We start from the raw sequence: 26,511 nt of genomic DNA, 5'->3' as shown, positions 1-26,511 counted from the left end.
CAACGCCCCTAAGCGGACTGAACCCACGGTTCAACAAACCGACATAGCACGTCGCTCGGAGCCAGTCATTGTACCAACAACGGCTACCGAAACCTACACAGACCTGCGTATAGTTGCATATGAAGATAGAGGCTGGCTCGTGAATTGTGATTATAAAACAGGGCAAAAAATCAAGACCAAACAAAAGGCAAACATCACAAAAAAAATCAACTTCCACACTTTGCGGCATAGCTTTGCAACACACTTGCACGAAGCCGGAACAGATATCGGTATCATCCAAGAACTTTTAGGACATAGTAGCTCTAAAACTACCGAACGATATACACACGTAAGCCACCGAACCATCCAAAGAGCTAAAAAACCCCTTGGATACACTCATGAATTTGAACAATGCGAACTAAAGTTCGTATAAGTAAATGTTATATGCAACCCTTCCAAAACACTTCGACCTAAAATGAACACATCGACAAAGCGAATAGAAAATGACAAATCTTTCGACACGAATCTGAAGTTTATTGACGAAATAAGCTCTCAAAATAAATTTAAAGTCGAGCTTGTTAAAGATAGAGAAATTGACACTTTTCTAATAAGGGAAAAAGAAGCATTTCTCCTTCAAATTAATGCAAGGTTTATAGAAGATGAAGATAACAATTATGAACTATCATTTATTTTCAATGAAATCACTTATAAAACGAAAAAAATCGGAAGTACATCAAAACACACAAATTTTAAAGCAGACAAATCTGTAAATTTTGAAACTACAATCGAGTTAAACAGATTTCAGTCAGAAAACTTTGAACAATACGGATTTTATAAAACATACTTTCAAACCGAATTAAAAGAAATAAACACATTCCATAGAGAGTTTGAAACGGTTACACATCAAAGACAAGGTACTGAATATTTCTATGACTGCATTCGGATAAGTCTTAATGAAAAGGAATATGACGTAACCCAACTAAAACATAACGACAAAGGTTTTTATGTTTTTGAATGTTTACAAGAACAGAGCTACGATGAATTTTCAAAGGTCTGTTTTTCTATTCAACAAGCAATCGGGTTCATAAACAAATTAATGGTAGGTGGAGAAAAATTTACATTTGATGATAAAGGAAACTGTTGCTACTCAAACTATATTGGACCTACGCTGAAAGGAATGTATAGCCCAATCACAGCAAATCCCTATTCTTACCCAGATATTGAAAAGGATGTTGCTGACTATTATTCGAATAATCTGACAAGAATAACGTTAGCTAATTTTTCAAGCCTTGTTTATAAAATACATACTGAACCTGAATTTTCTGCATCAATTTTAGTCATATTGGAAGCTACTTCTATTAGGTCGTTACTGATAATCCCAAGTTCATTTGCCATTATTATAGAACAACTTTCTAAACATTTAAGTATTGAAGAAACCGGACTTGAAAAACCAATTGACGATAGAAATTTAGCATGCAAAATAATTGACGAATTACACAAAGTCATTGATGATAATGCCGAGACATTGAGCGAAACCAATTTATTAAAATTAAAAAGGCGACTTAAAGAAATCAATAAACCTATTAACAAAAAACATTTAACTAATAATGAAAAATTAACTCGTCCGTTTGAACAGCTTGGAATACGTTTAACTTTACACGACATTACTATAATAGAGCATAGAAATGATTTACTTCACGGAAACATATTGCTTGATAATGAAAAAATTAAAGACGAAGAAAAAACGAATCTCTATTTGACTTATGTTTCAGCAAAACTCTTTACATTGATAAGTAAACTAATTCTAAAAAGCATTGGATATGATGGATATGTTTATAACCAGGCGAAGTATTTAGAAAAACATATGAATATTAAAACTGACGAAGAATACTTTGAAAAAATCTAATAGGGCTGCATATAACAGCAGTTTGGCAAAAGCGGGGGTTTAGTGCTAAATTGAATATTCAGTTTTCAAATGAAGTTTAGTTATAAATTGAAAGTTAGTGCTTCAAAGTCCGCCACTTCACCAAGCCGCAAACCGTCAATCTGTCTAAAAACTCATTAAAATACGCTGTACCAAGGCGATACAAGCTCGTACTCGTAGCGAGACACCTGTTGGGTGTGAATACTTTGAAAAACACAAAATATCTTTGCTGTAAGTGGTTTAAAATTAGCCACAAAAGCCCAAAGGAGCTAAGTCTAAACTTTCTACAAAAAGGTCTATGCGCCGCACCACATTGTCGGGCGAAATGAGTGCTTCCAGCGGATCTGTGAGGCTGTAAGTAACCCTGTTTTTACCTATAATAAATTTCATTCCCTAAGCTATGGATTTTTCTTGGCTTTTTGCTATCTTCACAAGAGTTGGTTTTTGGACAGACTGCCGTCCCCACCTATACAATTTTAATCTTATCATTTAGAAGTTTCTCCAAAAGCTGTCAAGTCTTAAAGAAATCTTGCTTCAAAATTTGGAATCTTCAATAAAAAAGCATTACTTCAATGAAAGTTAAAAAATCATGCGATATTTTATCAAAATAGACCTTTCAGGCATCCAGTCCTTTATTTTCGATGTGCCCTCTAAGGGGGCTGCTAAGCAGCTCAAAGCCCGCTCGGTATATGTACAGGCCATTACAGAAATTGCCCAAAAGTTTTTTGAAGAAAAACTGGGCTCGCTCGAGGTAGTCTATAATGGTGGAGGAAATCTGTTTTTCTACGCCGATACTTCAGAAGAAGTGCTAAAAGAAGCCATTCAGAAGTTTCAGGAGGATTTTCAACAAGAAAATATTTTTCCCATCATTGCTTATTTGGCCTCCGAAGGTAATTTTACAACAGACATGCAACATATTGCCAAAGAAGCCAACAAAGCCAAATTGCAGAAGCCTCTTGCCATACAAGCCTATGTTTATCGACCTTTCAAAGAAGATATTTGGAAGGACTTTACAGAAGAACTTATCAAAAGCAGGGGCTTTGTAATCAGGCAAGCTACGCAAAAAGATTCCCCAAGTCCTTTTAGCAAGGCTGGCTTTTATTTTCAAACTTCTTCCGATGCCTCTCAATTTGAAGAAAAAATCCTCAACAAGCTTCCTGTAAAAAAACAAGGAATCACAGATTTTGATGAAATCGTTCAGCAATCCACAGGCGACCAAAAACTTGCCGCCCTCAAAATAGATGTGGACAACCTCGGGCTGCTTTTCAGAAACAAAAAGCGAGAAAAATACGAGCAAAATTCTCAATATTTGAGTCAATTTTTTGAGGAAGAAATGTATCAAATCCTAAAACTATATATTGAAGAGGCAAGCATCTACCCTGTTTTTGCCGGAGGCGACGACTGCTTCCTTATCGGTGCATGGGACAAAGTATTGGAAGTTGCCTGTGCTATTCAAAAAGAATTCCACGAATTCCAAACTGAAAAGAAACTCAATCTCAGCATTTCGGCAGGTGTGGTAATTGTGCCCGCCAACTTCCCGATGGTACGCCTTGCCGAAGAAGCCGAACACGCTCTGGAACTCGCAAAAAATCATGGAAAAAATAAAATTACGCTTTTTGGCGAGGTACTCACTTGGCAAGACTACCAAAAAGCCAAAGAAATAGCCAAAGAACTTAAAAAACTTATAGAAGAACACAATGCTTCAAGAGCTGTATTGCACCGCATCAAATCGAGCGAAATCGGCTTTACACGTCTCCAAGAACAAGCCCAAACCGGAAAGCTCAACTTCCCCAAAGTACATCGCTTGAAGTATTACTTGAGGAATTTTGGGGATAACCAAGTAAGAGAATGTATGGAAAAGCTGTTCAAAGAGTATGAAGATGCTCTTTTACAGACTTTTATGAAAAAAGAAAAAGCCCTTAACCCGATGGTGTTTCCCGTAGCGGCACGCTGGGCAGAATTATTCACAAAATCAACAAAAGAACAAGAAGAAAGCATAAACTCTTAATCTTAAACAAAAAATCGTATGAAAGGAGAGAAAAATCATCAAAAAGATAGCAATAGCAATCCAAAAGGAGATTTCAGAACAAAAACCTTTGCCGAGCTTGCCCAAGAAGCCGATAACTTTTTTAAAAACGGCTTGAAATCCGAACTGCTAAAATTTAAGCAGAGCGATAAAATAGATGCGATTTTTGAGAAAACAGAAGATTTTGTAGAAGAATATGGCAAAGATGTTTCTACCCACCAGCTTCGCAATATTTTCCAAGAAATAAAAAAAGCCAAAGATGTGGCCTCGCTCAAGCTCATTCGCCCCAATCTGGCGTATATTGCTGGTAGGCTTGATAATATAAAAGCGAAAACCTTTGTAGCTTTTCTGGATAGTCTTATCAAAGAGGTAAAAGATGAAACTACCCTCGAAAACTTCAAAGACTTTATGGAGGCAATCGTAGCATATCATAAGTTTTACGGTAGCAAATAAATTCACTGCTTAACAATAAAATGGCTCATAATATGAAATTTTTAGACAAAATTGTGCTAAAGGGTACTATTACCCTCGAAACTGGTATGCACATTGGCGGTGCCAAAACAGCCTTAGATATTGGCGGCTTGGACTTGCCCGTTATCAAAACGCCCAAAGGAGTGCCTTATATTCCCGGTAGCTCGCTCAAAGGGAAGATACGCACACTACTTGCCAAAAAAGAAGGCTCTCCCGACGTAAAAGATGATAGCGATGTACTTCGCAAAATGTTTGGTGGAATTGAGGTAAAAGAACAAAAAAAAGCCCAAGAAATCACACGTCTGATTTTTCGTGATGCCTACTTAGATGTCGAAAAATTCAAACAAGATTTCCCTGAAAAAGAAGTCAAATTAGAAACCGATTTTAGTGAAGTAAAAACAGAGAACAAAATTAACCGTAAAACTGGAAAAGCCGAACATCCACGCACCATTGAGCGAGTACCTGCGGGAGCGGTCTTTCATTTCGAAATTATTTTGGACAAATACGATACTGATAATTCTGATGAGTTTGAGGCAAAACTGAAAGAAGGCTTTGCATTATTAGAAAACGATTACCTCGGTGGCAGCGGCACACGCGGCTACGGCAAAGTAAAAATAAAATGGGAATCATAAATATCGCTTATGCAAGCAGTTATTCTACACTGTGAAAAAAATAGCCGTTTTCATTTCGGAGAAACTACCGAAATCCGAAGCAATACCCTGACAGATACCAGTGTATATATACACTCAGACCTTCTATTTTCGGCTTTCATCAGCCAACTCAGTGTGATAGAGCCTTCTAAGGTAGAAGTTTTTGTTGAGTATTTCACAAAACAGCAAATCGGCATTTCATCGGCTTTTCATTGCTTAGAACATACTTCTTCTAAGCAAAAAATTTTCTTTTTGCCCAAGCCTGTCAGCCTCAACCTTTTTCATCAGGAAGATTTAGACCATAAGAAATTCAAAAAAATACAATTTCTTTCTTGGAAAGTCTGGCAAGAACAACTTTTGCCCAACGAATGGTTTGATGCAAACAAATGCCGTATCATTGACGGGCGTTTCGTGGTGCATCAAAGCGAAATCAACCATGCGGACGAACTGATAGGCTTGTCGGTATTCAAGAAAGAAGATAGCCTGAAAGTACGCAAGCATACTCAAGAAGTAGAAGGCAATTTATACAGCCAAACAGATTTGTTTCTTTTGGGCAACGATTACTTTTCGGTACACTGGTATTTCCTTTGTCAAACGAATTTACCTTCGGAAGATGAAAATCTTTTTTGGAAGGTTTGGGAGTCGCTTATCAAAACAGGCATTGGCGGAGAGCGTAGCACAGGAGCAGGACAAATGGAAAGCTTGACCAAATATAAGGACTTACCCGAATTGTTCTTGCAAAAAGCTTCGCAAGAAGTAGCTCTGAGCCTTATATTTCCAAAAGAGGAAGAAAAAGCAAGTTTGCACTTATACCAAACCAAGCTGCGAGGGGGAATGTTTCTTGCTGAAAATTATCGCCTCAAAGTAGTGCAGGCGGTTTTAGAAGGAGCTATTCATCAAGGCTTACAAGGGCAAATTGTACATTTACATCACCAAGCCTCCGATGGCATACGTCTTCGCAATGGCTTGGCTTTTTCCATTGCTTTGCCCTCAAAATATTCAGTTTATACGATGCAGCCCCTCGGATTTTATAAAATCTAAAGAGTCTATCAACAATTCCTAAGGATTACAAATATGCCGAAGCTCTATTTTTATACAGTTAGCCCCGTTTCCATAAGCACAGGCGAGCGATTTTCACCTTACAGCGATTTTGTCGTAGATGAGGACTGGATGTATTTTTTGTGCCAAGAGCGAATTAAAGAGGCTTTTCTGCAAAGCCCTGATATGGACAACCTCATAGAAGAGTATGTATCGGGCGTGGCTATGGGTACAGACAGCAACAGCAAGCCTTTTGAACTCAAAGACTTTCTCAAAAACCGTCTAAAAATTGATTTTAAGCAGTATAGCTTGCGACGCGTTCCTAAAGGAGCTTCTGTAAATGTAAAAAGGAAAATACATGTTGCAGAAATTATCAAAAACCCTCATTTTCAACCCTATATCCCCGGCAGTTCACTAAAAGGAGCTTTCAAAGGGGCTTTGTTATATTGCTGGCTCATGAATGATCCAAAAGGTGAAAAATGGATAGATGAAATTTGTGGAAAATTGTATGCAAAAAAAGAAGAAAAATATAAAATAAATGAAAATCTCAGTAAACAATATGAAAGCTATGAAATGGCACTCAGCGATAGCCCTCCTTTACTTTCGGAAGCTGTAAAAGTTTATAAAACCATTCGCTTCCATCTGAAAGACAGCAAAAAACAAAGTGGTACTCCTCAATTTGTAGAGGCTATCCAGCCTCATATTAAATTTGAAGCTGAATATCGCTCCGAAAAAATATCGCTTGAAACTTTACTGCAAGCCTTGTCCAAGTACAGCCAAGATGCGAACCAAAGAGATGTAGAACTTCTGAAAGAATATAAAAACACAAATGAAAAATTACTCAATTTTTATACAGAAATAGCAGACAAACCGAAAGGCAGCGAGCATCTTTTCAAAATAGGTTCGGGCAAAGGCTATTTCTTTCAGTCGGTAGGTTTGGCTATTTTCAAGAAAAAAGGACCTGATGTGTTTCGGAAATTTGTAAATGTAAAGGAGTATCTTCCAAGTGCCAAAAAGGTCGATGCAAGTACCTTTCCTATTACCAAAGTTGTAGATGCTGATACGATGACACCTTGGGGCTGGGTGCAGATAAGCGAGCGGACGATTGATAAAGAGGAAGTCGTTTTAGAAAAATGGCAGAAACCAGCAGCACCTACCCCCAAAGAAGTCGTTGCAGAATATTTGAAAGAGGGTACAAAGCTTAAACAAGGTTTGGAGATAGACGCTGTAGTAGTAAAATCGGGCAAACCCAATGAAGTAAAACTAATGCTTTCGAAAGACACAGAGCCTGTTTTTGCTTTGCGTGGTTACAATAGCGAAATCCCCGTGGGAACCATACTCATTTGTCGTATCGCCCAAATCAACAATAAAGGTAAAATATTAGATGTTTCTTTCAGTAAATTTAAAAATTAGAACGTTATGGCAAAGCTACTGATTAGTTTTATTGGTACAGGGCAACTAGACAAAAACAACAACGCCCAAAGGATTTACAAAAAAGCTAATTACCAAATTGAAAATCAACGATATGCAACTTCCTTTGTAGCAAAAGCTCTTTTTGAGCACTTAAAAGCAGACAACTTATACTTGTTGGGAACGGTGAAATCCATGTGGGAAGAAGTGTACAATACATTTTTGGAAAGAGAAAAAATAGATGAAAACTATTGGGTGCAATTAGGGGAATCTGCACAAAAAGCAAATAAAGATACAGATGTTGATGAAGCAAAAGAGCTACTTAAAAAATTAGAAGAGGCTTTACCAAACACATCGAAAATTTTCCTGCTTCGTTATGGACTTAGTGAACAAGAACTTTGGCAAAACTTTCAAATATTCAATGCTGTTTTTCAGCATTTAGAAGATGGTGATGAGATTTTTTTGGATATTACACACGCATTCCGCTCATTACCAATGTTTGCTCTGATGTCTGTTTTTTATTTGCAAGATGTTATTGGAAAGAAAATTAACATAAGAGGTATTTATTATGGAATGTTAGATGTAATGGGAGAAACTGATGGAATAGCCCAAGTAGTAAACCTGCAACCCATTGTAGAAATGAGCCAATGGCTCAAAGCTGGCCAGCAATTCAGTAAGTATGGGATTAGCTACGAAATGCTTCCACTAATTGAAAACGAGCAAGTGAAGAGAAAACTTTCTGAGTTTTCTAATTTTTTACAACTCAACTACATTAATGAGATTGCTTCTCAGGTCAATCAGCTTACTTCCATACAACAATATGTAGAAGCATTAAGCACACCTGCACAATTGGTTATCAAGCCCACCTTAGAAAAATTTACCAAGCATTTCAGAAATAAAAATACGCTTTCTCAAAAGCAGTTGGCTTTGGCTGAGTGGCACTTTCAGAATGCTAATTACGGTTTTGCCTATATCAACTTAGTAGAAGCTATTATTTCGTATGTATGTGAATGTGAAAATATTGATGTCAATGATGAAACGAGCAGAAAGACAGCAAAGGATAAAATACACAAAAAAGATAGATTTGCAAGTCTTTTAGATATTTATAGGCCGGCCAATAATATTCGTAAAAAGATAGCTCACGCAATTCCAAGTAGTTCCGCCAATAAAGAAAATGATATTACTAATTTGCAAGATCATTTAGAAAAGCTCAAAAAAATACTATTAAACCCATGAACCTCTACCTTCTGTTTTCTCACAACCTCACCCCTGAGCAAATACAAGATGCCCAAGAAAACTGGCAGGTGAAGAACTTTGTAGCTTTACCCGAAGATTTACAAGCACTTTGGAGCAATATCCCTCCTGAATTACCATGTTTACATAAACATCTGCAAACTTTGTACGATTGGCTCAAGCAAAATTGTCAAAAAGGCGACTTAATACTCATACAAGGTGATTTTGGGGCTACCTACCTAATGGTGCAATACGCTTGGCAAGCCCAACTTATACCACTCTACAGCACTACCAAACGCAATGTACAAGAACGTATTTTGCCTGACGGCTCAGTACATACAGAGCGATTCTTTGTACACCAAAGATTTCGGATTTATGAAAAAATTGATTAGATTGACCCATAGTTGCTTTTAATCGCACCATTCAGGAATTGAAGTGTACGGACGTTGCATGCAACGTCAATCTGTCTAAAAACTCATTAAAACACGCTGTGCCAAGGCGATACAAGCCCGTAGCGAGACGCATATTGGGTGTGAATACTTTGAAAAACACAAAATTTCTTTCCTATAAGTGGCTTAAATTTAGCCACAAAAGCCCAAAGGAGCTAAGTCTAAACTTTCTACAAAAAGGTCTATGCGCCGCACCACACTGTCAGGAGATACCAGCTCCTCAAGGGGAGCAGTAAGGCTGTAAGTAACCCTGTTTTTACAGAGTATAAATTTCATTCCCTAAGCTATGGATTTTTCTTGGCTTTTTGCTATCTTCACAAGAGTTGGTTTTTGGACAGACTGCCGTTACCGGCAAGGCTAAAAACAGACTGCAAACTAACAGACAGTGAATTAAAATCGTAAATTTGAACGCTGACAAATAATACTCAAAGACAAATGACTTTTGAAGAAAAATACATCAATAAAATTATCAATGGTGACAGCTTGACTGTTATGCGTGAAATGCCCGACAAGTGCTTGGACTTAGTGGTTACTTCGCCCCCTTACAACTTGAAAAATTCGACCGGAAACGGAATGAAAGACGGACGTGGTGGAAAGTGGGCAGGTGCAGCGTTAGTAAACGGTTATAGTCATTATGACGACAATATGCCACACGAAGAATATGCAGAGTGGCAACACAACTGTTTAAAAGAAATGTTTCGACTAATAAAAGATGACGGAGCAATTTTTTACAACCATAAGTGGAGAGTTCAGGACGGTTTACTTCAAGACAGACAAGACATAATTAGAGATTTACCCGTCAGGCAAATCATAATTTGGAAACGCAAAGGCGGTATAAATTTTAACCCGGGTTACTTTTTACCAACTTATGAAGTCATATATCTCATACCAAAACGCAATTTCAAACTTGCACCAAAGGCTAATGCTTATGGCGATGTTTGGGAGTTTACGCAAGAGATGAAAAATGAACACCCCGCACCTTTTCCGGTTGCCCTAATTGACAGGATAATTTCATCTACAACAGCTCAAATCATTTTAGACCCTTTTATGGGAAGTGGAACAACCGCAGTTGTTGCAATGGGACATAAAAGAAATTATATCGGTATTGAGTTATCACCTGATTATTGTGAAATGGCGGAACTTAGAATTGAACGTAATAAAAAACAAAGTGAGTTAATAGGGTTAAGACCCTTAACCTTATTTCAGGAGACAGAATAATGAAAATTTACACGAAAGATAGCTTAATAACTGAGCTTAAAAAAATTGCTGAACAAGGTTGGATAGACAACGCAAGACACGGAAATCACGGTGGTATTGGAAATACACTTGAAGATTTGTTAGGTATCGAAGAAAACAACTTACCAATTCCCAATGCCGCAGAGTGGGAATTAAAAACTCAAAGATTAAATACTTCTTCGCTTACAACACTATTTCATATTGAGCCTTCACCAAGAGCAATAAAATTTGTTCCGCAAGTTTTGTTGCCTAAATATGGTTGGGCACACCAAGAAGCCGGTAAAAAATATCCTGAAAACGAAATGAGTTTTAGGCAAACTATTCACGGACTTTCACCAAGCGACAGGGGATTTCAAGTTGTAATTGACCGAAAAAACAGTAAAGTTTTAATTTCATTTGACAGTAGTAAAGTAGCCGAAAAACACAGTGAGTGACTGAAACAAGTTAAAAGTAGAGTTGGCTTGGGACAGCTTGACCCACAACCTTATTGGGGCTTTGACGACCTATCAAACAAAGCAGGAACAAAATTACTAAACTGTTTTTACGTTCAAGCAGAAGTAAAAAAAGAAGACGACAGAGAATTATACAGATATAGCAAAGTAATGATGTTGCAGAAGTTCAACTTTGATGGCTTCCTAAACCAAATTGAGAAGGGAAACATTTTAGTTGACTTTGACGCAAGAACCAGACACAATCACGGAACAAAATTCAGGATGAGACAAAATTGTTTGCCGGAACTTTACGAAAAAGCGACTGTAATTGTTTGACGACAAAAGAAGCCCAGCCGGTAACAGCGGTTTTGCGTAATGGCGGTTCAGTGCTCCGCAGACGGTTTTGTGGTTAATCAAACATTGGTTCTCCGCATCAACATTTGTGGTGAAAATCGCCAACTTCTTATAGCTGCAAACCGTCAATCTGTCTAAAAACTCATTAAAATACGCTGTACCAAGGCGATACAAGCTCGTAGCGAGATGCACATTGGGTACGAATACTTTGAAAAACACAAAATATCTTTCCTGTAAGTGGTTTAAAATTAGCCACAAAAGAGCAAAAAATAGATTTTTCTTAGCTTTTTGCTATCTTCGCAGAAGTTGGTTTTTGGACAGACTGACGTTATATGCCATTTTGGACGACCACAAATCCGAGACAGATTGAGTATGAATTATAAAGTTGAATACATAACAAGACTTTTCCAAAAGACAAGTAGTAAGGCAATTGAGAATTACTGCTTGACAAGACTATGGCATAGACTAGACAATGACGAAATAAAATTTGTTCCTCAACAGTATGTAAACAGGCATACAGACAAATATGCTCTGACGGACGTTTACTTGCTACAATTTAAAATACATATTGAAGTAAACGAACCAGCACATTACACTTCTCCACACTTCTCCTGACAGAATACAAGCAGACGAGCAACGCAAACAACAAGTTGAAAAAAACACTAGACACAAACTTTATGTAATTGACTGCCGACAAGACCTTTCTCAAATACACAAACAAGTTGACGACATTGTTCAAATCATCAACGTTTCCCTTTTAGAGCAAAAGACAAATGGTGCATTTAAACCTTGGTAACCTGACATAGAAAGAAATCCAGAATTTTGGAAAGTTAAATCAACCATCACCGAAGTTGACGACATTTCATTTAGCAGTATTGAAGACATCTGCAAACTTTTTGAAGCAGACTTTAATAAAACAAAACGGGGCTATTTGCGACTTGGCGGACTTCCCCACCCTAAAAACAATAAATACTTACTTTGGTGGCCATCAGAAAAAGCAAGACAAGGTTGGCTTAACAAATTAAGTGCGGACGACAGAGAAATAACCGAAACACATTCTGACAACGCAAAGAGAACAAAACACTTTAATGACTATTTAAACTCTCAAGAAATGCGAATTGTATTCTTTCACTACAAGGATATTTTAGGACTGACCAGTTACAGATTTAAAGGAGTTTATGCTTACGACAATTTAAAAAGCAACCCTGCAACCGGGACTGTTTGGAAACGAATTAGCAATACACTTAACATTGGACTAAATGACGACTGAAAGAAAAACGCCCTATAACAGCGGTTCAAAACCATTAAATTAAGTCCAAAGCTTGGCACGTGCCTTGAAAGCTTGAAGATATGAGCGCATATACGCACATCACCACCAAAGGCTTTGAGCAAATAAAAAGTCCATTAGATGGCTTGGATATTTGAAAAAAGATGTGTAGTATTGCTTAAGCAACATCTTTGAGCTATTCCTTAAGAAGGCACACACAAAGCAGAAATAAACGCAAGTTTTGTTGGAATAAAAAGGGAGGTTGCGGTTATTTCATGTTGGCGGTCATGCAAAACAACCGATAGAACCAATTTTAATTGTAATTATATATGTTATGTTTTTTCATGCGATAACAAGTAAGACATAAAACTATTAGTCGATGCCATATTGACAGGCTATAAAATGCTGTATTTCATAAAGATAGAACAAAAAATCGTCATAATGACACTGAATGCTATTTTTTCTCTGCCAACACGAGAAATTATAACATAGCATGTAATGCCCTGTTTGTCAATATGTTTTCTAAAAATATGCCTTTTACAAATCCATTGGCATTAAAATTGTAAGTCGATTTTAAAAATTAAATTTTAATTGTTTAACCAATAAAAAAGGAAGTAATTATGGCACTCTTAAGAAGAAGCGATTATTTGCCTGCTTGGGCGAACTTCGTAAACGAGTTTTTCAACAACGATTTGTCTGATTGGTCACAACGCCATTATTCAGACACAAACACAACTTTACCGGCAGTAAACATTAAAGAAAATGCCGATGCTTTCCTAGTTGAGATGGCTGCACCCGGAATGGTTAAAGAGGATTTTAAAGTCGAACTCAACAACGATTTGCTGACCATTTCCTCTGAAAAGAAAAATGAAAACGAAACTAAAGAGGGTGAAACCTATACTCGACGTGAGTACAGTTATCAATCGTTTAGCCGTTCGTTTACTTTGCCGAAAACTATTGACGCAGAAAAAATTTCTGCAAAATACGAAAACGGTGTTTTGAGTTTAGCAATTCCTAAAAAAGAAGAAGCAAAACCAAAACCCGTAAAACAAATTTCAATTTCATAATAGAATAATTTTTAAGATGCATCTGTGGGGCTGTTACCCCCAGATGTATTCTTAAAATTTACCCAAATGTTTAACCATAAATAATTTAAGTTATGAAACTGTTCAAGTGGAATATTTCAGATATAAAACCGAAATTTCCAAATGTTGTGGAAAAAATGTTCGGTAAAAAAATAACCGATGACATATCTCATAACGAAGAAATTGCAACAATTCCATCGGTTAATATAGCAGACGAAAACAAGGCTTTTGAAGTAAGTGTGGCTTTGCCCGGACTTGATAAGAAAGACGTAAAAATCGAAATACAAAACGATTGTTTGATTATTTCATCTGAAAAGAAATACGAAAAAGAAGAAAAAAACAAAAACTGGATGCGTCGCGAATACGGCTATGCTTCGTTCCAACGAATGTTTCAATTGCCCGAAAGCGCCGACCAGGATAAGGTTCAGGCTGAAATGAAAAACGGTGTTCTTTCGATTAAAGTGGCAAAGAAAAAAGACTACATCGAAAACAAAAAACAGATTGCTATTCAATAACCCTTAAAAACTGTAAGATTATGAAAACTAAATGGATAACAATGTTCCTTGCTTTTTCATTAATCTTTTCGGGCTGCAATGGAAAAAAATTAAAAAAAAGATAAAAACAAAAATAATACTGATTCTACCTTAATATCAAGTAACAGGGCTTGTTCATAAAAATTGGGGAAGTACTTCAAAGTACTTAAATTTGTGTTGAAAAAAACGGTAGTGTATAACAAGTAATGCTTTTAGGAAAATTTGTGTAAATTTACAAAAAAACTCATACTTTGATAAATTGCATTTTCCTATGATTACTTGTCCTTCTTGCCAAAGCCAAAATGTGAAACGCAATGGGCATATCCACAATGGAAAACAAAACCATTTGTGTAAAGATTGTGGTCGCCAATTTGTGCTTCATCCGACCCATAAATTGATTTCAGAAAAAGAAAAAGCCTTGATAAACAAGCTTTTATTAGAGAGAATATCTTTAGCAGGCATTGCTCGTGCGGTGGAAGTCTCCGAGCTTTGGCTTCAAAGTTACATCAGTGAGTTATATGCTTCTTGCCCTGAGGATTTGTGTGCTGATTTGCCAGACCAAGCCGCTATGGAGGCTCATTTGGAAGATAAATTTGATAAATATATCTATGAAATCGGGGCTTTAAAAAAAACGCTGCACCGCTTGAGCCTGCAGGTTCATGGGAAGATATTGAGGCATTTGAACAAGATTTAAGTGATGATTTTGAGAGTTTCAAAGAAATCAATGATATTTTGATGAAAAACCTGTACGAAAAAAAAGAAGGCGTTTTGTATGAGTTGTATCGCTTTGAGGCAGATGAGATGTGGAGCTTTGTGGCCAAGAAAGAGAACAAACAATGGATTTGGTTGGTAATGAATACAGCTAATCGACAAATTATAGCCTTTCACGTAGGTGGACGAGGGCAAGAAGATGCCCGGGCTTTATTTGACAAAATACCTGCTATTTTCAAGACCAATGCCACTTTCTTTACAGATTTTTGGAAGGGCTATCATATTTTAGAGCAAGAAAAACATATCGCCGCAGGCAAAGAAAAAGGCTATACCAATCATATAGAAAGATTTAACAATACGCTTAGGCAAAGATGCAGCCGTTTGGTGCGTGAAACATTGTCTTTTTCTAAGAAATTAGACAATCATATCGGGGCTATCAAGTACTTCACTTGCCATTATAACCTCCTTAGAAAAACATTATATTTGTAGGGTCACCATAAAAGACACGACGGTATTGGCATAAGTTAATATAAATCTAGCTCCTTAAACCTATGGCAGCACCCGGAATGGTTCAAGAAATGAGTGATTTTTTGCAGCATTACCCCCCCTTCGACCAGTTGGGAGCAGAAGCGCTGCGTCAACTATCAGCACAGGTCAAGTTGCAGTTTGTTCCCGAAGGCGAACGTTTGTTTGCCCAAGGACAACGGCCCCTGCCCCATTTTTTTGTGGTCAAAAAGGGGAGTATACGCCTCTTACAAGACCAAAGCCGCCTGCTCGACATCTGCGATGAGGGCGATGTATTTGGCATTCGTGCCGTCATCGGTGCCGACGACTACCTAGCCGATGCCCTTGCCGACGAAGACTCGCTCCTGTGCTTGGTGCCCAATGAAGGGTTTCGGGCCATTATCCAACAACACCCGGAGGTGGCCTTGTATATGGCAGCAGGGTTTGCGTCGGGAGTGTCAGTGTTCAAGCCTGAGGCCTTTGCCGAAACCCACAAAGCCCAGCGGGCTTGGCAAAGCAAAACCCGATTTCAGCGGCAGTTCAACCCTGTCGAAACCATCCAAGTTGCGCTACGCCGTACACCCGTTACCTGCGCTCCCCAAACCAGCATCCAAGCCGCTGCCGCCCTGATGAGCCACCACAATGTAGGCTCTATCCTCATCACCGATGACCAAGGGCTGCCCTTGGGTATCCTGACCGACTCAGACCTGAGGCGCAAGGTAGTGGCCAATCCCCAAGCTATCAAGACCGCCGCCGTCAGCACGGTAATGAGCAGCCCCGTGCGTACTGTCAAACCCCAGCTTAGCACCGCAGAGCTGACCCAAGCGATGATGCGTTACAAAATCACCCATCTTTGCGTTACCACAGACGGTACACCGCAGACCGCTGCCTTGGGCATTATCTCACAACGCGATGTATTGACTGCCCAAGGCAGCAGTCCCGCCTTGTTGGTCAAAGAAATGTTACAAACCCAAGAAGTGGCGGCCTTAGCCGCCCTGCGCGACAAGGCCGCCGAGTTAGTCGAAGGATATGTATACCAAGACCTGCCAATGGGCTTTGTCTCTCAGGTGATTACCGAAATCAATGATGTGCTTATCCAACAAGCCATACGCATTGCCCAAACCGAAATGCAAGCCCAAGGGCTGCCCTTGCCCCAGCTCGATTTTTGCTTTTTGGCCTTAGGCAGCGAAGGGCGCAAAGAGCAACTCCTACGCACCGACCAAGACAGCGCTCTCATTTACCAAGACCCACCACCGGAGGAAGCCGAGGCAGTCCACCAGCGTTTTTTGGCCTTGGGGCAGCGGATAGTAGCCATCTTAGAAGCCTGTGGCTTCGAGCGCTGCCGTGCCGATATGATGGCTAGCAACCCCAAATGGTGTGCCTCCGTCAGTCAGTGGCAACAATACTTCAGCCAATGGGTGCTCAGTCCTTCACCGGCAGCAGTGATGCAGACAACCATTTTCTTCGACTTCCGGCCTATTGCCGGAGAGGAGGCCTTGGCCGACCAACTCAAGCAATATATCTTTGCCCTGCTGGATAAACAGGAGGTCTTCCTGAATTTTTTGGCCAAAAATGCCCTCCAAAATCCACCGCCACTGAGCTTCTTCCGCAACTTTATTGTCGAAAAAGGGGGCGATCACAAAGATGCTTTCGATATCAAAGCACGGGCAATGATGCCCCTCACCGATGCAGCCAGAGTACTGACCTACGACCAGCGCCTGCCCGGCTATGGCAGTACCCAAGATCGGTTTTTGTGGATAGCCACACATGTTCCGGCGCTGAAAGATTTGGCCGAAGCCTCTGCGATGGCCTACGAAATCTTGATGCGGATGCGTGCACGGCACGGCTTCGCCCACCAAGATAGTGGGCGGTATATCCATCCCGAAAATCTCAACAAACTCGAACGCCAAACGCTACGCAATATTTTCAAAACCATCGAAAAACTCCAACAAACGCTCGAAAGCCGCTACCGGCTCGCATATTTTGGATAGAGGTAAATGGGATTTACGATTTACGAACTCACAACTCACCAAGGTTTAGTTTGTATTTTTTATGGTTTGTTGTTTGTATTAAGTCAATGTGTATAAGGTGTTTTGGCAATATTAAGATTGCTGTTTTATAAGCCCCCTTTCTGTGGTTATTGCCTTTTTATCTATCCTAATAAATAGGCTTCTGTGTTTATTTGACAGACTTTTGGCTCGTCAAACCAACCCAAATGTGAACCATCACTTTTTATGAAAAACAACACTTCTCACCTTCTTAGGATGCTTGTTATATGGCTCGGCCTTGTTTTTTTGCTTGCCAACACCAAATAATGCGCTTCTTGTGCATAAGTCCAAGCAGTATCAGGGTTGTGTCTCAAATAATAACCCGCCAAATCCAACAACATACGCAAGCGTACTTGGCTGCTGGGATTGTGGCGGAGCTGTTGAGCAGCCTCTGTACTCAAATTCCAATGTGGGTTGTAGGGCAAATCATCCACAATGGGTGCTTCCACGGCTTGGCTGTAGCCTATATGCAGCTGGCAAAACCATATGGTGAAACATAAATAAACAGACCAACGCATAGTACAGGTTAGACATATTACTGTACAAATATCGCTAAAAAGAAAAGGTTGTTTTGGGGGAATAAAGTTATGGAATTGTGATAGAATGTTGGCCTATAGGTTATCTGCAACTGTCTTCAAACCGCTACATATTTTGGAAAAGTAACTCGGAGTTCCAGCTCCGAGACAAGTTGAAGCCTCTGAGCACACCGATGGAATCAAACCCCATCTGATTTATACCATTGAAGTAGCGAGCAACGGGCTGGCAGTAGGGGAGTGCTTGCTGTTAGCGCCCTCAAACCCCGTCTATCAAGCGTCCGTCGCGCATTGTCAGGACTTGGTCTACCAACGGATGTCGGACTACGGCGGGGTCGTGTGTTGTGAGGAGGATGGTCTTGCCCTGCGCCTTGAGGGCTGCAAAAAGTGTCAAAATGGCTTGAGCGTTGGCTTGATCGAGGTGGGCGGTAGGCTCATCGGCAATGAGCAAGCTGGGACTGTTGACCAAGGCGCGGGCAATGGCCACACGTTGCATCTCCCCACCCGATAGACGGCTGACTTCTGCCGCCAACTTGTGGGCGATGTTGGCCTGTTCGGCAGCTTGCTGTACTTGCCGGCGGAGTTCTTTGAGAGAGGGGCGGTTGGGCAAAAGCGGCAAGGCAATATTGGTCTGCACATCCATCCCCTGTACGAGGTTGAAGTGTTGGAAAATCATCCCGATATGGCGGCGGCGAAATTGGGTCAGAAACTTCTCCGACCAGCGCGAAACCTCCTCCCCCATACACTGATAGCGCCCCAAGCTGGGCTTGCTTAGGCAGCCTATCAAGGTCAGCAGAGTGGTTTTACCCGAACCTGAAGCTCCCTGTAATACCGCACAAACACCCGCCGAAAGTTGTAACGACACTTCCTGCACGGCACGCACCTCATTGGGCTGTTGGGCGTTGAAAATCTTGCTTACTTCGCTAAGTTGGATGAGATAGGACATACGGGGGGCATTTATCGTGTGGCGAAGATACAAAAAAACCCGCCAAACGAGTGCCTGACGGGTTTTTGTAATCACAATAGTGCTATGCGCTTATCGAATCATCAAGATTTCGCGGTATTTGGCGAGCGGCCAGTCTTGGTCATCTACCAAAAGTTCGAGTTTGTCTACGTGGTAGCGAATCTCTTCAAAGAAAGCATCCTTAACTTTTTGCTCGTAGGCCAGGGCCATTTCGGCAGTGCTGCCGAGGTTATTGGCAGCTTTGCGGGCTTCGGTCATCTCGTGTACTCCTTTTTGGATGGCGCTGATGTGCTTCGAGATTTGGATGATTGCCTCTTTGACGGTGGCGGTGCTGTCTGTTTCGATGCCTAGTTCTTTCAAGCCTTTGAGGTTTTCGATGAGCTTGTTTTGGTAGGCAATCGCCACAGGGATGATATGGTTGGAGGCCAGATCGCCCATCACCCGCGACTCAATCTGCACTTTCTTGATATAGCTTTCGAGCAATACCTCGTAGCGGGCTTCGGCCTCGGCGTGAGTCATAATATGATGGCGCTCAAACAAGTCTATCGCCTCTGTACTGATTAGGGCCTTGAGGGAAATCGGTGTAGACTTGATATTGGGCAAGCCACGTTTTTCGGCTTCGGCTACCCACTCGTCGGAGTAGTTATCCCCTTCGAATATGATACTTTTAGACTCCTTGATATAGCGGCGCAATACATTGACAATAGCTACCTCACGCTTGTCTACCTTGGTCATCTCTGCTTCTACATCCTGCTTGAAGAGCGTCAGCTGTTCGGCTACAATCAAGTTGAGCACCGTCATCGGAGAGGCACAGTTGGCCGAGCCACCCACAGCACGGAACTCAAACTTGTTGCCCGTAAAGGCAAACGGAGAGGTACGGTTGCGGTCGGTGTTGTCGAGCAAGATAGGGGGAATCTTGTCGATGCCGAGCTTCATATACAGGTTATCGCCTTTTTCTACTTTTACATTGGCGTTTTCTTCTAGCTCTTTGAGGACTGCGCTCAGCTCTTGGCCGATGAATACCGAGATAATCGCCGGAGGTGCTTCGTTAGCGCCGAGGCGGTAGTCGTTGCCGGCAGAGGCAATAGCAGCACGCAAGAGCGGCGCGTGTTGGTGTACCGCTTTGATGGTATTGACAAAAAAGGTCAAGAATTGCAAGTTTTCTTTGGCCTTGCTGCTGGGCCCCAAGAGGTTTTTGCCTGTATTGGTTACCAAAGACCAGTTGTTGTGCTTGCCTGTGCCGTTTAGGCCGGCAAAAGGCTTTTCGTGGAAGAGCACCTTGAAGTTGTGGCGTTCGGCTACCTTTTCCATTACATCCATCAAGAGGCTGTTGTGGTCTACGGCGAGGTTGGCCTCTTCAAAGGTAGGGGCACACTCAAACTGGCTAGGCGCTACTTCGTTGTGGCGGGTACGGATAGGAATACCGAGCTTGACGGCTTCGGTCTCAAAATCAATCATAAAGTTACGCACACGCGAAGGGATAGAGCCGAAGTAATGGTCTTCGAGCTGCTGGCCTTTGGCAGGAGCGTGGCCAAACACCGTACGTCCGGCCATTACCAAGTCAGGGCGGGCAAGGTAGAGCGCCTTGTCGATGAGGAAGTACTCTTGCTCAGGCCCTAGGGTTGCTGATACACGGGTAACATCGCGGTCAAACAACTCGCAAACAGCCGTGGCAGCCTTATCGATTGCAGCCAAAGACTTGAGTAGCGGTGTTTTGTAGTCCAATGATTCACCAGTATAAGACACAAACACGGTAGGGATACAGAGCGTGATGCTGTCTTCGATGACCATCAAAAAGGCCGGAGAGCTGGGGTCCCAAGCCGTATAGCCACGCGCCTCGAAAGTAGCACGCAAGCCGCCACTAGGGAAAGAAGAAGCATCAGGCTCTTGGCGTACCAATGACTTACCGGAGAATTTCTCAATCACCTCCCCATTGCTCTCAATATCAAAGAAGGCATCGTGCTTCTCGGCGGGTGCTCCAGTGAGCGGCTGAAACCAGTGGGTGTAGTGTGTAGCACCTTTGCTCATCGCCCAAGTACGCATCGCAGAGGCTACAGCATCGGCTACTTCGGGGCTGATGATGGCGCCGTTTTCGATTGCTTCGCTAGCTTTCTTAAACATATCGGCGCTGAGGTGTGTACGCATCGCTTCTTTGCCGAAGACATTGACACCAAAATAGTCGGAAACTTTGTCGGAAGGTCTAATGACCTCTATTTTTTGTCGGTTTTGTGCAATTTGTACTGCGCTAAATCGGAGTGTTGTCATAAGAGCAGAGGGGTTAAAAATAGGGAGTTTGATGAGAATAAGTCGTAATTTGAAACAAATATACCCTAAAAAAATAGCCAACTCCAAAAAAGTCAGCTATTTTTTGAGAAATAACACCTCAAATACAAATGGATGCTCCAAATGTACAAAACCAAATAATCTTTGGATAATACAACTGCCAATGGGGTGCTAATCTTCTGGCTTTTGTGGAGCGGTAAAATTCTTGGTCAATTCGTTGAGTGCGCTTACTTTTTGGGCAAAATCTCCTTTGAGGGTATTGCGGTAGGCTTGTAGGTTGTCGAGCAGTTCCTGTACATTATCAGGGATATTGGCTTCCCAATATTCGCGCAGGCGTTTGGCTAAGGTAGGAGATTTGCCATTGGTAGAGATGGCTACCTTGAGGTCTCCCTTCTGTACGACCGAGCCTAGGTAAAGGTCGCAAAGGTCGGGGGTATCGGCTACATTGGTCAAGATGCCGCGCTGGCGGGTAGTTTGTACAATCTCTTGGTGTAGGGAGGGATTGTCCGTAGCAAGGATGACCAACTGCTTGCCCTCTAAGTCGGAGGCTTGGTAGGGGCGTTGGTGGAGGGTAACGGTGGGGTGCTCAGAGGCGAGGCTGCGGACTTCGTCCAGAATCATCGGAGCCACTAGGGTTACCTGCGCCTCCGGACTGTTGCGCAAGAGGGCGCTGAGCTTCTCCAGCCCCACATTACCCCCACCTACCAGCAGGGTTTGGAGCTGGGATAGCTTCAAAAAAACAGGGAATAACTCATTCATTGGGCATATTGGCTAATCAGTAGATACCGAAATGGGGTATCCTGTAAATTATTTTCAGAAACGAAGAAAGACTTATTTTTGGACAAATTTGCTAAAGACTAGCCGCATCCTCGGATAAATTCTATTCTTCGTTTGACTGAAGTAATAGACTACTCCTGAATACAAATGTACAGAGATTTTAAACAACAAAATTTTCCCCTGACCCTGCTCTTAGAGCATAGACCTAATAGACTAAGCATTTTATGATAGATGGTATACAAGCTAAAGTACTGTTTATCAGAGGTTTAGTTTTTTATAATGAAATTCTAATTTTTTTCTAAAAGTCTACTAATGCCTTGCTGTGCCAAGCCTCCATATCTTTGTAGTGTTAACATAATAACAAGATTCGAATACAATTCGAATGATACATTATCGTACCCATACTCATCAACAAACAGGTTCTTCCGAAATATTGGCACAAACCCCTAGTGATAGAGCGGTTTTTGACGGTTTTAACGTCCCCTAAATTACGGAAGAGCCAACAAACAAGTACTACGTCATGCAAAAGTTAAAGTACACGCTACTCGTGTGGCTCCTATGCTTCGGAGTAGCTCAGGCACAAGAAGGCCGCTTACAACAAGACTTGCCTTTTTTCATTGATCCCTCGAAGCGGATGTCCGAGTTTGAGATAGAAGACAAGAAAGAAGGGACTTTTATCACCGGGGTGCCGCGTTTTCAGTTTGACCCCATTCGGGGTTTTGGGATAGGAGGCAATGTTTTTCTGCTAATCAACAAAGACAAAAACGATCCGTTCTTTGAATACACGCCTTATCGTCATAGGGTGAGCGCCGAGTTTTTTATTTTCCAAAATGGCCGTGTGCGTTATGCGCTCAATTATGATGCGCCCTATATCTTCAATACCAAGTGGCGCATGCGGGCTGATGCAGTACTATGGGAAGACCCTGAGGCGCAATATTGGGGCATTGGTCGTAGTTCGTTACAACCCCTACAGTTTACGGACAAGGCCACAGGGCAGCGCCGTATTTTCAGCAATGTAAATGAGTATGAGGCCAATCTCGATGTAGCCACACCTCTAGGCGACGGACGCTTTACCACTGACCGCCATTTCAACCATATGGTTCAGCGGGAGCAGCTCTACAACTTGCTACTGGAGCGAACATTTATGGGAGGTAAAATGCGCACGATGTTTGGCTATGAGGCATTGTTTACGGCTTTTGAGTCGTATGGGGGGCAAATTATCGAGGATGACCTCACGGATGTCGATGGCAACTCCGTCGCACAGGCTACCCACAATCCCACCTTGGTAGACCTCCAAAAAGCAGCAGGGGTGTGGAACCGATTTAACCTAGCGGGTTTTGAAGAAAACTATCAATTTACCAGTATGTTGGCGGCAGCATTTATCTATGACACCCGCGACTTCGAGCCAGACCCAAGCAAGGGGATATTCTTGGAGTATTCACACGAGTACACGGCTCCTTGGCTAGGCTCACAGTTCAACTTCCACAAATTTATGTTCCAAGGCCAAATGATTCATACAGTAGCGCGCTGGCGCAACAACAAGAGCCGCTTGACCTTGGCCGGATTGGCCGCCTTTGGGCATATCTTCGGGGAGCGTATCAACTTTATTGAGATGTGGGACCTTTCGAGCCAGGCTGAAGCCGGAGGCATATTGGTACTCGGCGGCGAACGTTCAGTGCGTGGCTTCCGGGAGGCGCGCTTCTTAGCACCTACAGTGGCCTTGGTCAATCTCGAAGCCCGACTGAAATTCTACGACTTCAAGTTCCTAAAACAACATTTTTCGCTAGGGGTTACGCCATTCTACGATTTTGGCAGTGTATGGGATCGGCCTGCTGATATTGATTTTACACAATGGCGTGGCGCGCCCGGTATGGGAGCACGTATTGGCTGGAATCAATCTACTGTAGTCCGCCTAGATTATGCCCGTAGTCGTGAAGGAGGACAGCTCTTTTTTGGATTTGGACATATCTTCTAAGCGCTTGCCTAAATTTTCAACGCGGCCCAAAAAGCAGTGTTTGGGTGTCGATGAAGAGAATTTTAGACAAGTTCTAAGCCTTGGCCTGCCTTAGGTGCCTTGACAAAGAGTTACCCATTACCCTCATCAAGCATCAAGTACAAGTTGGTACAATGCTTGTGAGGGCATTGATACGGCTACCGCTTAGGCAGGCCTATTTTACCCAAGCCCGGTGTAGAGCGCAATTATTTGGAAGCAAAAGCCAATAACTTGGCCAACATTTATGAGAAACACAGGGTTTTGTGTAAAATTGCATTTAAATCAACAGTCGAATGAGTTCACAACCTGTAGTTCCATACAAAGAACAAGATAAAAGCAAAAAAGTACAAGTGGCCGAAATGTTCAACAACATTTCACACCGATACGATTTTTTAAACCGATTTTTAAGCCTCGGCATCGACCGCTATTGGCGCAAGAAAGCCATCGCAACCCTGAAAGACGCGTCTCCAAAACTTATTTTGGATGTGGCTACCGGGACTGCCGATTTGGCCATTGAAGCCCTGCGCATCAAGCCCGAAAAAGTAATCGGGGTAGATATTTCGGAAGGAATGTTGGCCTACGGCCAGATAAAATTGGAGCGCCGCAAACTGACCGACAAGATAGAACTGCGCTTGGGCGATTCAGAAAAATTACTCTTCCAAGATAATTATTTCGACGCTGTCATCGTTGCATTTGGTGTACGTAATTTTGAAAACCTAGAGCAAGGCCTGCTCGACATACAACGCGTACTCAAGCCTGGCGGCCAGTTGGTCGTGTTGGAATTTTCGCAACCTACTTGGTTTCCGTTCAAACAATTGTACAACTTCTATTTTCACTATATTCTGCCTACCATAGGCCGCCTAGTTTCTAAAGACAGCTCGGCATACACCTACCTACCGGAGTCGGTAAGGGCCTTTCCGGATGGCAAGCGGTTTACGGCCATTTTAGACCAATTATCATACAAAGAATCCACATGCAAAGCACTCACTTTCGGCATCTGCTCCATTTATACGGCCAAAAAATAAGTCTGGCCCTTGTATTGGTTGCCTTCATAGCCACACTATGGCCTAGCCAAGCACAAGCGCAAATGATGGTGCCCAAGAAGAAAAAATATGGCACAACCAACTACCGTAAAAACACTGGCTCGCGCAGCCCTATGGGCGAAAGCCGTTTTAGCTATGGTTTTTATGTAGGGTTGAACAACCACCGTATGCGCTTAGATTATAGCGATGCTTACATAAGCGATGACGGCATCCTGAGCGCCAACCCGCGCTTTGCCCTAGGCTTCAACCTAGGCTTTGTGGGTAATTTGAAACTCAACGAACACTGGGACTTGCGCCTCACCCCGGGTGCTACTTTCTACGAACACCAGATTGACTATCGCTTTGCCCCCAGACCGACAACCTTCCCCGGAGGCGACTCCTTGAGTGGAGCCCAAGTTACTCAAGGTATCGAAACAGTGATGGTAGAGCTGCCCCTATTGATTAAGTTTAAGTCGCTCATTCGCCCCGGAAAAGACGATTGCCAAAGCAAGGCCAGCCCTAAGGGGATGTATATGATTGCCGGGCTGAAGCCGGCTTTCGCAGTGTCCTCTTCCAAAGAAGCTGCTCCTGATTTGCTGCGCGCCGCCCGCTTTGATGTAGCGGTAGAATATGGTTTTGGATTTGACCTTTTCTACCAATTCTTCAAACTCTCGCCGGAGCTACGCTTCTCCCACGGTCTTACCAATATGCTCATCCAAGACAACAACCGTTATAGCACTCCGTTGCGCGGATTGTATGCGCACAATATCTCTTTGATATTTCACTTTGAGGGCAAATAACAAACTCAAAGCCTGCTTTTTAGACTATGAGTCACCCCAGATTTTTTGGGGTGGCTTTTTTGTTGTTTTTGTCTGGACGATAGCCGATGAGAAAGTTTATAGGCATTGTTTTTGGGGAATGTTGGACATACTAGCCTCCTAACCCAACCCTCAACAAAAACCATATGCCCTCATCAATTCTACGTCTATACCCTGTGTTGCTCTTGTTTATGGCTTTGATAGGGAGCAGCTGTAACGCAAATTCCAAAGGTAGTGCAGATACCCAAGGGAGCAAGCATCACAACAACACAAGCTCCAACAACCAAACCCAAGCCAGCCCCGAAGAGCGATACCTCTATGCCGAACTTTCGGCCTATACCCAAAACGAAAGCACCCGACGCTACACCCCTAAGAAAGAACACCCACAGGTAGACTTCCTCACTATCCATACTCAACGTTGTATTGCGTGTACGCGTCTTAAAAACATCAACTACTTCCGAGAAGAGCTGATTTTAGCCCCCAATTTTCGTGATGCATATGTTCGCAACATCGACAATCAGCCCATCTATTTTGCAGCTATGCGTGTTCCCAAACCCTCGCGGAGTAATGACCCGCTCGGGCCGGTGCTGACGGCAGAGTTCACTGGTGGAGAGGGCTTTATTGTCGTACTCACCATCTACCCCAAGAGCCACGAAGTTCGTGCCGAGGATGTTCAGGAACTGCTCGAAAGCCTTGTAGCAGAGGTGCTCAAGCAAGGGATGCGCTAGAACAACAGCGCTTGGCAGAGGCTGCCAAGCGCCCCTGCACTCGG

At 42.1% G+C, this 26,511-nt stretch carries 27 protein-coding genes and 1 pseudogene; 22 read left to right on the top strand and 6 right to left on the bottom strand.

What is annotated here, in order from left to right; translation table 11 throughout:
* Together G499_RS20410 and G499_RS0115905 are read left to right on the top strand one after the other, a co-directional pair.
* A partial coding sequence (locus tag G499_RS20410; protein ID WP_154658502.1) for a tyrosine-type recombinase/integrase occupies positions 1 to 412 on the top strand: 412 nt, incomplete at its 5' end.
* A gap of 42 nt (positions 413 to 454) precedes the next feature.
* Complete coding sequence (locus tag G499_RS0115905; protein WP_027000755.1) at positions 455 to 1,885, top strand: hypothetical protein; 1,431 nt, start codon at positions 455 to 457, stop codon at positions 1,883 to 1,885.
* 264 nt (positions 1,886 to 2,149) lie between these two features.
* On the opposite strand, the gene G499_RS21935 is transcribed toward G499_RS0115905, so the two are convergent.
* Entirely contained in the window at positions 2,150 to 2,293 is a 144-nt protein-coding gene (locus G499_RS21935; protein ID WP_154658501.1) for a hypothetical protein, read from the bottom strand.
* A 199-nt stretch (positions 2,294 to 2,492) separates the two neighbouring features.
* On the opposite strand from G499_RS21935, the gene cas10 reads away from it, so the two are divergent.
* Genes cas10 through csx20 form a run of 7 tightly spaced genes read left to right on the top strand, consistent with a single transcriptional unit; the run spans position 2,493 to position 9,123 of the window.
* Positions 2,493 to 3,911 carry a type III-A CRISPR-associated protein Cas10/Csm1 gene (gene cas10 / locus G499_RS20405; protein WP_051296318.1) on the top strand — a complete coding sequence of 473 codons (1,419 nt, stop codon included), beginning with the start codon at positions 2,493 to 2,495 and terminating at the stop codon, positions 3,909 to 3,911.
* Between the two features lie 18 nt (positions 3,912 to 3,929).
* The gene (gene csm2, locus G499_RS20400; RefSeq protein ID WP_051296317.1) at positions 3,930 to 4,382 is read left to right on the top strand and encodes a type III-A CRISPR-associated protein Csm2; all 453 of its coding nucleotides are present in this window, start codon (positions 3,930 to 3,932) and stop codon (positions 4,380 to 4,382) included.
* Between the two features lie 32 nt (positions 4,383 to 4,414).
* Entirely contained in the window at positions 4,415 to 5,032 is a 618-nt protein-coding gene (gene csm3 / locus G499_RS0115885; RefSeq protein ID WP_027000754.1) for a type III-A CRISPR-associated RAMP protein Csm3, read from the top strand.
* A 9-nt stretch (positions 5,033 to 5,041) separates the two neighbouring features.
* Entirely contained in the window at positions 5,042 to 6,091 is a 1,050-nt protein-coding gene (gene csm4, locus G499_RS0115880; protein ID WP_027000753.1) for a type III-A CRISPR-associated RAMP protein Csm4, read from the top strand.
* Between the two features lie 33 nt (positions 6,092 to 6,124).
* Entirely contained in the window at positions 6,125 to 7,501 is a 1,377-nt protein-coding gene (gene csm5 / locus G499_RS0115875) for a type III-A CRISPR-associated RAMP protein Csm5 (protein ID WP_027000752.1), read from the top strand.
* A 6-nt stretch (positions 7,502 to 7,507) separates the two neighbouring features.
* Complete coding sequence (gene csx2 / locus G499_RS0115870; protein ID WP_027000751.1) at positions 7,508 to 8,734, top strand: TIGR02221 family CRISPR-associated protein; 1,227 nt, start codon at positions 7,508 to 7,510, stop codon at positions 8,732 to 8,734.
* The gene (csx20, locus tag G499_RS0115865) at positions 8,731 to 9,123 is read left to right on the top strand and encodes a CRISPR-associated protein Csx20 (RefSeq protein ID WP_035727751.1); all 393 of its coding nucleotides are present in this window, start codon (positions 8,731 to 8,733) and stop codon (positions 9,121 to 9,123) included. Before csx2 ends, csx20 begins: the two co-directional genes overlap by 4 nt.
* Before the next feature lie 189 nt (positions 9,124 to 9,312).
* Here csx20 and G499_RS21930 read toward each other — a convergent pair whose 3' ends face one another.
* Positions 9,313 to 9,456, bottom strand: coding sequence for a hypothetical protein (locus tag G499_RS21930; RefSeq protein ID WP_154658500.1), 144 nt, complete (start codon positions 9,454 to 9,456; stop codon positions 9,313 to 9,315).
* Positions 9,457 to 9,615: 159 nt separating this feature from the next.
* Here G499_RS21930 and G499_RS20395 point away from each other — a divergent pair, with 159 nt between their 5' ends.
* The 9 genes and pseudogenes from G499_RS20395 to G499_RS0115810 all read left to right on the top strand — a co-directional run bounded on the left by G499_RS20395 (position 9,616) and on the right by G499_RS0115810 (position 17,292).
* Complete coding sequence (locus G499_RS20395) at positions 9,616 to 10,398, top strand: DNA-methyltransferase (protein ID WP_051296316.1); 783 nt, start codon at positions 9,616 to 9,618, stop codon at positions 10,396 to 10,398.
* Positions 10,398 to 11,183: pseudogene (locus G499_RS22580) on the top strand (MvaI/BcnI family restriction endonuclease). The gene G499_RS20395 and the pseudogene G499_RS22580 overlap by 1 nt, the downstream one beginning before the upstream one ends.
* Positions 11,184 to 11,573: 390 nt before the next feature.
* The gene (locus tag G499_RS22575; protein WP_027000749.1) at positions 11,574 to 11,816 is read left to right on the top strand and encodes an AbaSI family restriction endonuclease; all 243 of its coding nucleotides are present in this window, start codon (positions 11,574 to 11,576) and stop codon (positions 11,814 to 11,816) included.
* A gap of 187 nt (positions 11,817 to 12,003) precedes the next feature.
* The gene (locus G499_RS0115840; RefSeq protein ID WP_161627774.1) at positions 12,004 to 12,471 is read left to right on the top strand and encodes a hypothetical protein; all 468 of its coding nucleotides are present in this window, start codon (positions 12,004 to 12,006) and stop codon (positions 12,469 to 12,471) included.
* Between the two features lie 617 nt (positions 12,472 to 13,088).
* On the top strand, positions 13,089 to 13,535 hold the full coding sequence (locus G499_RS0115835; protein WP_027000747.1) for an Hsp20/alpha crystallin family protein: 447 nt from the start codon (positions 13,089 to 13,091) through the stop codon (positions 13,533 to 13,535).
* 92 nt (positions 13,536 to 13,627) lie between these two features.
* On the top strand, positions 13,628 to 14,068 hold the full coding sequence (locus G499_RS20385) for an Hsp20/alpha crystallin family protein (RefSeq protein WP_035727749.1): 441 nt from the start codon (positions 13,628 to 13,630) through the stop codon (positions 14,066 to 14,068).
* A 289-nt stretch (positions 14,069 to 14,357) separates the two neighbouring features.
* On the top strand, positions 14,358 to 14,780 hold the full coding sequence (locus tag G499_RS21585) for an IS1/IS1595 family N-terminal zinc-binding domain-containing protein (protein ID WP_081413844.1): 423 nt from the start codon (positions 14,358 to 14,360) through the stop codon (positions 14,778 to 14,780).
* Between the two features lie 41 nt (positions 14,781 to 14,821).
* Positions 14,822 to 15,286, top strand: coding sequence for an IS1 family transposase (locus tag G499_RS0115815; protein ID WP_081413843.1), 465 nt, complete (start codon positions 14,822 to 14,824; stop codon positions 15,284 to 15,286).
* A 62-nt stretch (positions 15,287 to 15,348) separates the two neighbouring features.
* Positions 15,349 to 17,292, top strand: a complete 1,944-nt coding sequence (locus tag G499_RS0115810) for a DUF294 nucleotidyltransferase-like domain-containing protein (RefSeq protein WP_027000745.1) — start codon at positions 15,349 to 15,351, stop codon at positions 17,290 to 17,292.
* Between the two features lie 260 nt (positions 17,293 to 17,552).
* Here G499_RS0115810 and G499_RS22165 read toward each other — a convergent pair whose 3' ends face one another.
* From G499_RS22165 to G499_RS0115790, 4 genes are all read right to left on the bottom strand, one after another.
* Positions 17,553 to 17,867: a hypothetical protein gene (locus G499_RS22165; protein WP_027000744.1), complete on the bottom strand. Its 315-nt coding sequence runs from the start codon at positions 17,865 to 17,867 to the stop codon at positions 17,553 to 17,555.
* A 274-nt stretch (positions 17,868 to 18,141) separates the two neighbouring features.
* The gene (locus G499_RS0115800; RefSeq protein ID WP_027000743.1) at positions 18,142 to 18,828 is read right to left on the bottom strand and encodes an ABC transporter ATP-binding protein; all 687 of its coding nucleotides are present in this window, start codon (positions 18,826 to 18,828) and stop codon (positions 18,142 to 18,144) included.
* A 90-nt stretch (positions 18,829 to 18,918) separates the two neighbouring features.
* Complete coding sequence (locus G499_RS0115795; protein ID WP_027000742.1) at positions 18,919 to 21,111, bottom strand: glutamine synthetase III family protein; 2,193 nt, start codon at positions 21,109 to 21,111, stop codon at positions 18,919 to 18,921.
* 189 nt (positions 21,112 to 21,300) lie between these two features.
* A complete protein-coding gene (locus tag G499_RS0115790; protein ID WP_027000741.1) occupies positions 21,301 to 21,888 on the bottom strand; it encodes a precorrin-2 dehydrogenase/sirohydrochlorin ferrochelatase family protein in 588 nt (195 codons plus the stop codon).
* 538 nt (positions 21,889 to 22,426) lie between these two features.
* Between G499_RS0115790 and omp85 the strand changes: the two genes are divergently transcribed.
* The 4 genes from omp85 to G499_RS0115770 all read left to right on the top strand — a co-directional run bounded on the left by omp85 (position 22,427) and on the right by G499_RS0115770 (position 26,467).
* The gene (omp85, locus tag G499_RS0115785) at positions 22,427 to 23,881 is read left to right on the top strand and encodes an Omp85 family outer membrane protein (protein ID WP_027000740.1); all 1,455 of its coding nucleotides are present in this window, start codon (positions 22,427 to 22,429) and stop codon (positions 23,879 to 23,881) included.
* A 311-nt stretch (positions 23,882 to 24,192) separates the two neighbouring features.
* On the top strand, positions 24,193 to 24,924 hold the full coding sequence (ubiE, locus tag G499_RS0115780) for a bifunctional demethylmenaquinone methyltransferase/2-methoxy-6-polyprenyl-1,4-benzoquinol methylase UbiE (RefSeq protein WP_035727748.1): 732 nt from the start codon (positions 24,193 to 24,195) through the stop codon (positions 24,922 to 24,924).
* The gene (porT, locus tag G499_RS0115775) at positions 24,873 to 25,721 is read left to right on the top strand and encodes a type IX secretion/gliding motility protein PorT/SprT (RefSeq protein WP_081413842.1); all 849 of its coding nucleotides are present in this window, start codon (positions 24,873 to 24,875) and stop codon (positions 25,719 to 25,721) included. Before ubiE ends, porT begins: the two co-directional genes overlap by 52 nt.
* Before the next feature lie 164 nt (positions 25,722 to 25,885).
* Positions 25,886 to 26,467 carry a hypothetical protein gene (locus G499_RS0115770; RefSeq protein WP_154658498.1) on the top strand — a complete coding sequence of 194 codons (582 nt, stop codon included), beginning with the start codon at positions 25,886 to 25,888 and terminating at the stop codon, positions 26,465 to 26,467.
* Positions 26,468 to 26,511: the final 44 nt, after the last annotated feature.

The organism is Eisenibacter elegans DSM 3317, assembly GCF_000430505.1.
GTDB lineage: Bacteria > Bacteroidota > Bacteroidia > Cytophagales > Microscillaceae > Eisenibacter > Eisenibacter elegans.
Note: the sequence above shows the minus strand (reverse complement) of the source record. Positions and strands in the feature narration are given on the sequence as shown.